The sequence below is a fragment of the Bacteroides ihuae genome, assembly GCF_900104585.1.
GTDB lineage: Bacteria > Bacteroidota > Bacteroidia > Bacteroidales > Bacteroidaceae > Bacteroides > Bacteroides ihuae.
Map to the genome: position 1 here is coordinate 123,019 of NZ_FNVX01000003.1, position 11,208 is coordinate 134,226.

The following is an 11,208-nucleotide window of genomic DNA, read 5'->3' on the forward strand; positions in this document are numbered from 1 at the left end:
CTGCACTATTCAGTTGTTTCAACTGCACGGTTCTCTTTCGTCAACTGCATCGTTGTGTTGGAGCAACTGCACGGTGCAGTTGAGCAGCACAGCTTTCATCTATTGACCATTCGAAACACGACAACGAGCGAAGCAAAGCGGCTCGCTAAAGCAAAACCATTACGCAGCTTGAACTGAACGAGGTATTCGTGTGCGAAGCGATTATCCCGCTAAAGCAAAACTCTTGCGCCTTAGGTCAGGCGAAGGAGGTGGGCGTAGCATCAAGCAAGCGATTGAACTTGAGCGCAGCAAGTTGAATCGCTCGTAGCTCCGATCATCATCGAAGTAATCCGAAACGAGAAGCATGGAGGTTGGCTTTCTGCTTCTTTCCTTTTTGCGGCAAGCCAAAAATGGAAGAATAGAAACACGACAATTGTTTGTGGTTGTGGAAGTGATTACGCGCGCAGTTGTTGTACCACAACAACCATACTTTTCTTTATCTTTTTCTACTTTACTTTCCTTTTCTAGAGAACACGCTGCAACTTCTTCATTATCAGCATTTTGCAAAAGTGTATTTTGCGTTGTTTTTGCACTGTTTTGCACATCGTTCTGCATGCTATTTTGCACATTGTTTTGTGCACTTTGAAACAGTTCGTTCGCACTCTTTTGCATCACTTCAGAGCAAGTTATATCAGACTCTTTTGCCGGAGAATTGACAATTTCCGAAGTGACAGTTCCGACAGTTTGTGTCTCCATTTTCGGTGCATACTCCTGTTGTGGCTCAGTCATCGAAACAGCTTTTTTCTGTCTCGCCACTCTTTTTGGCACTCTATTTGGAACTACAACCTCGGGCGTTTGATCCTTTTTTGCTGCCATTGTTTTACGCTTTTCGTCAAGCGGCTTCATTCGTTTGCTGAGTCCGGGGGACGAGAAGTACTGCTCATCATCCAGCACAAACAAGTCGTACTTCTGGATAATGTCAGATAAATACTCCGTCGAAAGACCAAACTCCCTAGCCAAGGCAGGAAGCAGAGAGAATGGCATCGAATAATTTTTCTGCATGCGCAGATACTCTATTAGACACCAATAAATACCGTATCCCTCAAGACCTTTATCGGCTTTGAGGCGCAATAGTTTAATGTTATTGTGCGCTGTTACATCGTGTGGAAAGTACTGATCATTTTTCATTTCCCAAAGGTCACGAAAAAAAAGAGGTATCTTGTTACGTTATAACACAACAAGGACATAAATTATGCTTAATAGAATAAAAAAGAAAGTCAAAACAGTTTCTTAAAAACTCCTTCGATGTAAATACATATAAAATATTTTATTACTAGTTATAGGATATTTTGTAATATTACTTTAAATGAACAGGATAGATTCAGGAACGCCGTTACAGACTTCACCTTTTTTATTCCAGAGCATATCTGTTTTTTATTTGTCTGTAAACTTATGAGGAAGTTTCGTTCCCGGTTTTGTGGAGATTTTGAATACACAAACAATCTTTTCACCCGTCATTTTAGCTTTAGATACAAGTGCATTAAATTCATCCATTCCAGGCATATACATTTGAATAGAAGATATTTGTTCTTTGTCTATCAACTGTATATCGTTTGCTACTACCAGATACAGTTGCTTATCTAATTGTAATAAGCATTTGTCTTTTTCCGAAGAATTAACCAAAAACTTAACCGTAGCACTCTTTTCTTTTCTAACATTTTGAGAAATACAGATAGGAAAAATCCCTATCATAAAAAAGCAAAGCAAATAAATTTTCTTCATAAGATAAACTATTTAAGTGATAAATTATATTCTACAATATCATTCCCCATATTATCATATTCTGCAAGTACAAACAGCTTATTACCCTTCACAGCCAAAGATGTTCCTTCACAGTCTAAACGTAACAAATAGCAGGGGTTTCCATTCCAATCAAAAACATGTACTTCGTTTCCTAAATGAAAAGTATTTCCATCTTGTTGAAGACGACCGGAATATAAAGCAAAAATATACTTATCAGTAGCATCAACAGCCAAATACCCCCATCGGGTCTCACTGTTTGGTCTAAAATTAGGCGTTCCATTCACATCTTTAGTCGTTAATTTTGGGGTGAACTCATTTATGTAACAAACTTCTTTAGCCGTTTTCTTCAGCAAGTTCCATTCATAAATTTGTAAAATTCCTCCATATCGAGTGACCAAAGCCGTTCTTCTCCCCCCAGGTTGCGTACACATCAATGATTGATAGGCAACTCCTAATACATGAAATGGTGCTTCTACTGAGTTTTCACTTACAGGATAATTACCAGCATAAGCACATGCCGTTCCTTTCTTATCTAATAAGCAGAGACGACCTTCTTGAAATACACCACTCGCCACATAATTGGAATCTTGTAAATCGACTAATGAAATAATTCCGGACAAACTTGTTTGAAACAAAATTTGTGTTGCCAGAGAATCGCCAGAAATTATGCTATCCACGTCATAACGGAGCAAAGCCATTTTAGAGCCATCAAAAATATCGAAATGATTAGAACGAGATATTATTGGTCCTGGATTTATCAGTTCGCTCGGTCCGTCTCCACGTTTTCCGAAATTATAGACTTGCTTTTTATGAAGAATGTCAATGAGGGTTAGCTTTGTCTCTCCCCAATCATTCCTTAATGCCACAAAATCACCTATAACATCAATATCAAAGACTTTGCCTAAGTTCTCATTAACTTTCCAATTTACTCCTACTAAATCTATTGTTTCAGCAAACTTTAGCTTGTGACTATCAGAGAAGGAACATCCTATCAATATAGACAAACTTACCAAAAGAAGTATGTATTTTCTGTATTTCATAATTTAATTTGATTTAAGAGAGAGTAGGGATGCCCTCATTCATGACATTCCTACTCTTTTTACATTCTATGCATTAACGGGGATAATGCGAATAAGATGAAAAAATACAAGTTCCGTTCCAATATATAGCGCAATACCCACTGCCAGAGTAACAACCAGAATATCCACCACTTTCAGACTGAGCCAATGCTTCCACATTAGCCAAAGTCAAATTCGACATGGTATCCGTTTTTTGACTGGCATAGATGCCATATCCTGCAATTGCTGCAAAAGTTACAGCGAAGGCTATTCTAATCAATTTCTTCATGATATTTTTTATTTTTAGTAATATACTTTTCTATTTTTAATATTACCACAAGTATAAAACTTGTGTGCCAGAATCAAGATTAAAAATCTTGTGAGGACTTTTTTCATGCCATCCTATCGTAATGGCAAGAAGCACTTTCCATTTTTAATTTTAATCATTACCTTTGCCTCAACCTCCTTTCTTAGTGGGTTATGGAATGGGCAGTTCGTGATGCACCAACAAGACGTTTACTGCCCGTTCCTCTTCATCTACCTTATATTTAATTATTTTTTCATATTTAAACATCGCAAACATAGTGACTAACCCTAAAAAGTGCAAGAAATCATCGTCACATTTGCGTCACATTAAAAAAAACGTGAACTTTCGTGCTTCTATGATTCTTCTAAATCAATTATCCTCTTTTTAATTTTATGTCCAGAATGCCCCACATAGTTTATCAGCATTAAACATCTTTGTTGAACCATCTGCCTTTTTTTATATAAGCATAAGACATCAGTAATAACATCAATACATATAATTGTTCGGAAGTCCAATATACTGCAAGTGGAATATTCGGAGAACTAGACAGGATAAACAGATAGAGCAAATAGATTGCTATATTTATCATCTGAAACACAAAAACTATTTTTGTATTGCCTGTGCCAATTACTGTATTGCAATACGTATAAGCCGGCACTGAGATAATAAACGTAGATAGCATTACACAGAATGGATAAAATGCAGTCTGAATAACTGTTCTGTCATTGGTAAACAGTCCCAAGATACTTCCCGAAAAAGCAAAAGACAATAGCATAAGCGGAATTCCTATTGCATAAGTCAATACTATAATATGGCGACAAAGCGACATTACACTTAAAGATTGTTTCGCTCCGATAAGATTACTAACCAACGAAATAGCCGTTGTCGCAAATGAGTTGACAATCACGAAAAAGAGCATTGAGATACTTCTTACTATGTTTGCAGCCGCAAGCTCACACTCACCTAAATGCTCGATTGCTACAAAAAAAAGAAACCACGGAGCAATACAAAAGAACGACCGCGCCATAGTCCAAATAGAAACATTTAAGAGATGAAGCGATAACCTTAAATCAAATTTTGCACGTAATCCATATCGTTTCTTATCTACACGTTTCCACATATATACAACCAGAAACAATAATCCCACAAACTCTGCAAGTGATGAACCGATGGCAGCTCCGCCGATACCCAATCGAGGAAAACCTGCATTCCCGAATATTAGCAAATAATTAAATAGAATGTTGAAGAGCACCATAGCAATAGAGTTGGCAGTAAGAATTTTAGTATTGGTTGTTCCAATAAAAAAAGCTCGAATTGCCAATAACGGGAAAGCAAACAGATAACTGTAATCTCGCCATTCCATATATTTCATCGTGGCTTGATAAACGCTATCTGAAGAAATTGTCATACGAAGTAGCAGAGGAGAAAAGAGCTTGGATAATATGAAAACTATAACAGCAAAAACTGATAAGAAAATCAATCCTTGATAGAATACTCTGCCGAGATCTGTATATCGTTTTTCTCCGTTTCGTCTTGCGATGACAACTTGTGCTCCAAGGCTGAAACCAAACCCCAGCATATAAATGGCTGTATAATACATTGTAGCCAGTGCCGATGCTCCTAAATCTATTTGGCTGACATGACCAAGAAAAATGGAATCTGTGAAATTAATCAATTGTTCCATGAATAGGCTCACCATTATAGGCAAGTTGATGAGCCAAATTTGTTTATATGTATAATTCATTATTCAACTTAATATAGCATGACCATCAGCCACTACTTTTTTGTAGTGCTGTAAATCATAATAAAAAATGTAATTGAAAAACTCTGTGTTTAGAAGAGGGTATAAGAATAAAGGTCGAAGATTAATTAATTCTCCGACCACCCCGAAGTATTTAAGCTATATACAGAGTTGCCATTTCATAAGTTGAATAATAATAGAACTGTTTTACAGGTACAAAAGTAAATTTTTTCTGCCAATTTTAGAAATAGATTGAAGATAATAGTGCTTTTTTGTACCGGAGATAATTTGGAGCCGTTTAAACACAGGTTTAAACAATTCGTCTGAAACGCCGTAAAGTTGCAAGAAACCTACTCTAAAGATACAAAAAAAGCAGTCACTATTAGTAACTGCTTTCTCTAAAGGTGGTGCCACCAGGAATCGAACCGGGGACACAAGGATTTTCAGTCCTTTGCTCTACCAACTGAGCTATGGCACCTTGCTTATTTGCGGTTGCAAAGGTAGTGAAAGTTTTTAAATTAGCAAATGGGGTGGAGATAAAAAAACGCTGATACTTGGCTATTGGGCTAATTATCAGCGTTTAAGTGATCGAAAAAAATTATTCTTTTTTATTTTCCATCAATGGATTCCATCCTTGGGCTTTGAGCTCAAACTCTTGCCCGTCTCTTGTGATGAGGGCGCAACCCATATCGGGTTTGGTGATGTGACCTATCAGCTTGACGCCTTCCATCTCAGCTACCTTCTCGTGGTCGGCAATGGGGACGGTGAAGAGTAACTCATAGTCTTCGCCACCATTGAGTGCACAGGTGGTGAGGCTCATGTTGAATTCTTCAGCCATCACAGCTGTCTGGTAGTCTATCGGTATATGCTCTTCGTACACTCGGCATCCGACTTCGCTTTGTGTGCAGATATGTAGTAGTTCTGAAGAGAGGCCATCGGAAACATCCATCATGGAGGTAGGAGTAACGCCTGCTTCTCTAAGTTTTTTAATGATGTCTCCGCGAGCTTCGGGCTTCAGTTGGCGTTCCAGAAGATACTCTTTTCCGGTAAAGTCGGGTTTCACTTCTACCTCTCCTTTGAGTACTACTTTCTCGCGCTCTAAAAGTTGCAGACCCATGTAGGCTGCTCCCAAGTCACCGCTGACGCAGATGAGATCTGTTTCACGGGCACCATTGCGATAGACCACTTCTCCCTTCTCAGCTTCTCCTATGCAGGTGATGCTAATGGCCATGCCTGTGAGAGAAGAGGAGGTGTCTCCACCTATTATATCTACATTATATTGTTTGCAGGCAAGACGCAGGCCGGCGTAGAACTCTTCCATATCTTCTATGCTGAAACGTTTGGAGATGGCAAGAGAAACTGTTATTTGTTTCGGGGTGCCGTTCATGGCATAGATGTCGGAGAAGTTGACGACAGCCGATTTATATCCCAGATGTTTGAGTGGAACATAAATAAGGTCGAAGTGTACGCCTTCCATCAATAGGTCGGTGGTGACGAGCACTTGTTTGTCGGCAGGGTAGGAGAGTACGGCGGCATCATCGCCTATGCCATACTTACTCGATTCGTTTTGTAATTCAATGCCTTCGGTGAGTCGACGGATGAGGCCAAACTCGCCGATGGTAGCTATTTCTGTTCTTGTCATTTAAGCACGATTTATGAGTTCGCGCATGATAGTTGTCATCTTTGGTTGAGCGGCGTCCGCTGCCAGTTGAACTTCTTCATGCGACACTTCTACTATTTTTCCTTCTACTCCCAGGTCGGTGATGACTGAGATGCCGAAGACTTTGATCTTGCAGTGGTTGGCTACAATCACTTCGGGCACGGTAGACATACCTACTGCGTCAGCTCCCAATATGTGGAAAAGCTTATATTCGGCAGGCGTTTCAAATGTAGGGCCTTGTGTGCCGATGTAGATACCCTGCTGCACTTTGATGCCTTTCTCCTTAGCTATCACTAGTGCTTTGCCGATGAGTTCTTTGGAGTAAGCTTCGCTCATGTCGGGGAATCGATCACCATACAGATTCTTACCACGCAACGGATGTTCGGGGAAGTAATTGATATGGTCAGTGATAATCATCAGATCGCCTATTTCAAAGTCGGGGTTCGTTCCACCACTGGCATTGGACACAAACAAGGTCTTGATGCCAAGCTCTTTCATTACACGTACCGGGAAAGTTACTTCCTTCATTGAATAACCTTCGTAGTAGTGAAAACGTCCTTGCATGGCCATGATATCTTTATTCCCCAGTTTACCGAAGATCAGTTTACCACTGTGTCCTTCTACGGTTGAAACAGGAAAATTGGGGATATCTTCGTATTTTATCTCATACTTTTCTGTTATCTCGTTCGCCAAACTACCAAGTCCGGTACCTAGTATGATAGCCGTTTCAGGGCTTGTATGCATCTTTTCTCTTAGAAAAGCTGCTGTTTCTTCTATTCTCTCTAACATAGCCAATAATGTTTTGGTTAAATATATGTTGTTGGTTTTGTAATATCCTAACTTCTATAGGCAGGGCGTAAAGATACGCTTTTAATTCGTTACTTAGTGCAGGGTGGTGTATAAGCCTCGCTGCATCTTTCTCTGTCGTAATAATAATCTTCTTCTCTCCGTCCAGCCGTTCAAAGCGTTCCTTTATCAATTGCATATCTTGCTTGCTGAAGTCATGGTGATCATCAAACGAGAGTAAATCGATGTGAGAAGTACGGGTTTGCACCTCTTTCGCAATAGTAGCTGGTGATGCTATGCCGGTGAGTAATAATACTCGCTCATCTGCTTTTAATGAAGATAGGTCTCGTTTTTTTTCCGTTACTTCTGGGAAGACAGGGGTAAGCTTACCATATTTAAAGGTGGAAAAATAAAGTTGTTGATAGGGATAAAGATTGAGTTGCTTGCTGATGATATTAAAGTCAATTGGCTTGATGTCTGCCGGACATTTGGTCACAATGACAATATGGGCTCGATTTTTTCCGTTAATAGATTCGCGTAACCGCCCTACGGGAAGGAGTTTGTCTTCGCAGAATAAATGATGATAGTCCGTGAGTAATATGTTGATGCCGGCTTTTACGTACCGATGTTGAAAGGCATCGTCTAAAAGGATTAGGTCGACAGCCGGATCATTCAGTTTGCGTAGCTTCTCTATGCCGTGGCAACGATCCTCATCTACTGCTACACGGATATTGGGGAATTTGGTTTTTATCTGATAAGGCTCATCACCAATACTGCTAGCACTGCTGTCCGCCGTTGCCAATAAGTATCCGCGGCTGTGGCGTTTATAGCCGCGACTGAGCACAGCAAGCTGGAATTCAGCACGAAGCAGCTTGATCAAATATTCGGCATGAGGAGTTTTACCTGTTCCCCCTACCGAGAGGTTACCGATGCAAATGCTTGGAATGTCGAAACTCTTTGACCGAAGGAATCCCCAGTCAAAGAGTTTGTTTCTTATACCTATAACCGCTCCATATAACATAGAAACGGGATACAACCATTTATTTAGTCTGTTTCGGGATTCCTCCATCCAAATTAGTTTATTTTATATTCAACTCGAAAGGCATGCGTGCTTGCAAGAAGTTGCTTCCTTCCAGATTCTTTAATAGTCCGAACTCATTGTAGAACTCGCCAAGTTGACTTTTCATCAAGCGAGTTTCGATATAATTAGTCGGTTTCATGTCGAGCAATTCAGTGAGAAAATCTTTTTTGTCGGGATAATCTACAATGGTATATCCGTCCACTTTCGCTTTCTTCACTGCAATCTCTATCGCTTTGTTTATGCCGCCAAGTTCGTCAACCAATCCGATTTGTTTTGCTTTCGCACCCGTCCACACACGTCCTTCGGCAATCTTTTCCATCTTTGCTTTCGTCATCTTACGTCCTTCGGCACAGCGTGTCAGGAAGAGATCATATCCTTGATTTATCATCATCTGCATCAATGCTTGCTCGTCGGTGTTCATTCCGCGCATAACGTTGCCGAAGTCGGCAAATTTATTTGTTTTCACTACATCAAAGCTTATCCCCACTTTGCCTGCCAGTTCTTTGGCATTAGGTATCATTCCGAAGATTCCGATAGAACCGGTAAGTGTGGTGGCGTCTGCCACAATGCTGTCGGCGGCACATGAAATGTAATAACCACCTGAAGCAGCATAATCTCCCATAGACACAATAACCGGTTTCTCTTTTTTCAATTCAGAGACAGCTTGCCATATTTGTTCTGATCCGAAAGCACTTCCACCTGGTGAGTTCACACGCATGACAACTGCTTTTACGTCTTTATCTTCTTTTAGCTTGCGTAGATCTTCGATAACTTGTTTCGAATCAATCCCTTCATCATCGGTTCTGCTCTTCGAACCGTCAATTTCGCCAAAAGCATAGTACACAGCTATGATATTCCCACTTTTATCTTTCGGCGTATTCTTTTTCACGTTAATCATGTCGTCCAGATCTAAAACAGCCAGATCATCGTCTTTTCCGATCTTAACCAATTTCTTTAAGTAGTCGCGTACATCATTCTTATATATTAATGTATCAGCCAGTCCGCACTTCACACTTTCTTCTGAGGGATGGAGCATTAGCATACGGTCTGCATACGTATTTAGCGAGTCAATCTTTATTTTGCGTGAGGCTGAAACGTCACTCAGTACTTGATGCCAGATAGAACCGATGTATTCACCCACCTGTTCGCGGTTAGCCGGACTCATTTCCGTAGCTGAAAATGGTTCCACTGCTGATTTATAAGTTCCAACTTTGAATATCTGCATTTCAACACCTATCTTGCTCAACAGATCTTTGAAGAAAATGGGTTGTGATGCCAATCCTCTCCATTCAATCATTCCCTTAGGGTTGAGTAAAACTTTATCGGCTACGCTAGAGAGATAATATAATCCTTGTGAATAACCATCGCTATAGGCTACAACGAATTTACCGGAAGTTTTGAAATCTTTCAGTGCATCGCGAATTTCTTGTAGAGAAGCGAATGAAGCCCCAAGAGAAGAAGCTTCTACATAGATTCCTTTTATATTATCGTTTTCTTTGGCTTTCTTTATAGAAGATAAGATATCATCCAATCCATAAGTGGGATCTTCATTGCTGAATATCTCCTTAAATATGTTTTTGGAACTACGTTCAACTAGCTGACCTTTAAGATCAAGCATCATAACCGAGTTCTTCTTTACTGTTATTTCAGAATCAGAAGCAGATACCAAACTGAAAACAGTAACGATACCGATGACGAACATCACAATACTTGTTAGTATGATGCCGGTTACTGTAGCAAGGGTGAATTTAAAGAAATCTTTCATTGTTCTTGATCTAATTAGTATGCTAACCCATTGTTATATAGGCTAACAAAGATAAATAATTGAGTTGATATTTGCCCTATATGTCGAATGCTTTTTTGTTTTATCACATAAAGCTGCATTTAAAATGCAATAAAACGCTTCTATGGGCCAAGTTCTTCTCTAAATTATTCCTGTTTTCTCCTTACTTATATATATAGATGGCATAAAGCGCATGCTTGTCTTCACCTTAATATATCAACGATTTAGTTTTCTAGTTATGAAACTGTAGTTTCCTCGTGATATAACAGTCGTTTTATCACTAGAAAACCAATCGTTTTCATTCATCGATACAATTTGTTTTCTAGTATGTAAACCAAAAGTTTTATAGTACTTAAATCTTCTGAGCTTGTCCTTCCCTGCTTTATTCTATTCACTTCCTAGTATCTATCTATAGTATAGAATAGACATCTTATGGAATAATCCCCCTGCTTCCTCCTCTCTCTTGATAACTTCTTCCCGCTTTCTTCCTATAACTACGCCTAAGCGTCCAATTTCCCTCTTACTTTAATATAAGCAACAGCTTTGTCACATCCCCCGGCATATCCACTGAAAAAAAAGTTTTCCCCCTGATCAATTCATAATCAGCGCTTTAGGCATTCCGAGAATATTTCTTTCAAAAAAAGAGTCACATAAGTTTGGATTGTATGGGTATAATCTCTACTTTTGCACCCGCTTTGTAAGAGACACAAGGCGTTCTGATTGACATTCTGATAGAAGTGGTTCGAGACCAAAGAGTTTGAAAAACATTTAGAAAAATCTTCCTGTATAATTTGGATGATGATACTAAAAGTTGTTATCTTTGCCCTCCGATTCGCAAATATGGGGCCAGTTTATTTGGCGGTTCTTTTCTCACGAGAAGCATCCAAAAAATAAAACTAAAAAAACTTCCAGAAACATTTGGTAGTTGGATTTAAAGCTCTTATCTTTGCACCCGCTTTTAAAACGAAGCAATTACAAAAGAAGCGTTCTTTGATAGATTTACATAAACA

9 protein-coding genes and 1 tRNA gene are annotated in these 11,208 nt (G+C 39.4%); all 10 read right to left on the reverse strand.

What is annotated here, in order from left to right:
* Nucleotides 1-201 precede the first annotated feature (201 nt).
* Nucleotides 202-1,167, reverse strand: coding sequence for a DUF4373 domain-containing protein (locus BQ5338_RS00890; protein ID WP_071144947.1), 966 nt, complete (start codon nucleotides 1,165-1,167; stop codon nucleotides 202-204).
* A 246-nt stretch (nucleotides 1,168-1,413) separates the two neighbouring features.
* A complete protein-coding gene (locus BQ5338_RS00895; protein WP_139265140.1) occupies nucleotides 1,414-1,761 on the reverse strand; it encodes a hypothetical protein in 348 nt (115 codons plus the stop codon).
* Nucleotides 1,762-1,769: 8 nt separating this feature from the next.
* Nucleotides 1,770-2,822, reverse strand: a complete 1,053-nt coding sequence (locus tag BQ5338_RS00900) for a BF3164 family lipoprotein (protein WP_078063346.1) — start codon at nucleotides 2,820-2,822, stop codon at nucleotides 1,770-1,772.
* Between the two features lie 73 nt (nucleotides 2,823-2,895).
* A complete protein-coding gene (locus BQ5338_RS00905; protein ID WP_071144950.1) occupies nucleotides 2,896-3,129 on the reverse strand; it encodes an NVEALA domain-containing protein in 234 nt (77 codons plus the stop codon).
* 442 nt (nucleotides 3,130-3,571) lie between these two features.
* Nucleotides 3,572-4,891 carry an MATE family efflux transporter gene (locus tag BQ5338_RS00910; RefSeq protein ID WP_071144951.1) on the reverse strand — a complete coding sequence of 440 codons (1,320 nt, stop codon included), beginning with the start codon at nucleotides 4,889-4,891 and terminating at the stop codon, nucleotides 3,572-3,574.
* Between the two features lie 402 nt (nucleotides 4,892-5,293).
* Nucleotides 5,294-5,366 (reverse strand) — tRNA-Phe (locus tag BQ5338_RS00915).
* Nucleotides 5,367-5,486: 120 nt separating this feature from the next.
* Nucleotides 5,487-6,530, reverse strand: a complete 1,044-nt coding sequence (gene thiL, locus BQ5338_RS00920; protein ID WP_071144952.1) for a thiamine-phosphate kinase — start codon at nucleotides 6,528-6,530, stop codon at nucleotides 5,487-5,489.
* Nucleotides 6,531-7,337, reverse strand: a complete 807-nt coding sequence (locus BQ5338_RS00925; protein WP_071144953.1) for a purine-nucleoside phosphorylase — start codon at nucleotides 7,335-7,337, stop codon at nucleotides 6,531-6,533.
* The gene (lpxK, locus tag BQ5338_RS00930) at nucleotides 7,276-8,403 is read right to left on the reverse strand and encodes a tetraacyldisaccharide 4'-kinase (RefSeq protein WP_071144954.1); all 1,128 of its coding nucleotides are present in this window, start codon (nucleotides 8,401-8,403) and stop codon (nucleotides 7,276-7,278) included. Before lpxK ends, BQ5338_RS00925 begins: the two co-directional genes overlap by 62 nt.
* A 10-nt stretch (nucleotides 8,404-8,413) precedes the next feature.
* On the reverse strand, nucleotides 8,414-10,180 hold the full coding sequence (gene sppA / locus BQ5338_RS00935) for a signal peptide peptidase SppA (RefSeq protein ID WP_071144955.1): 1,767 nt from the start codon (nucleotides 10,178-10,180) through the stop codon (nucleotides 8,414-8,416).
* Between the last annotated feature and the right edge of the window lie 1,028 nt (nucleotides 10,181-11,208).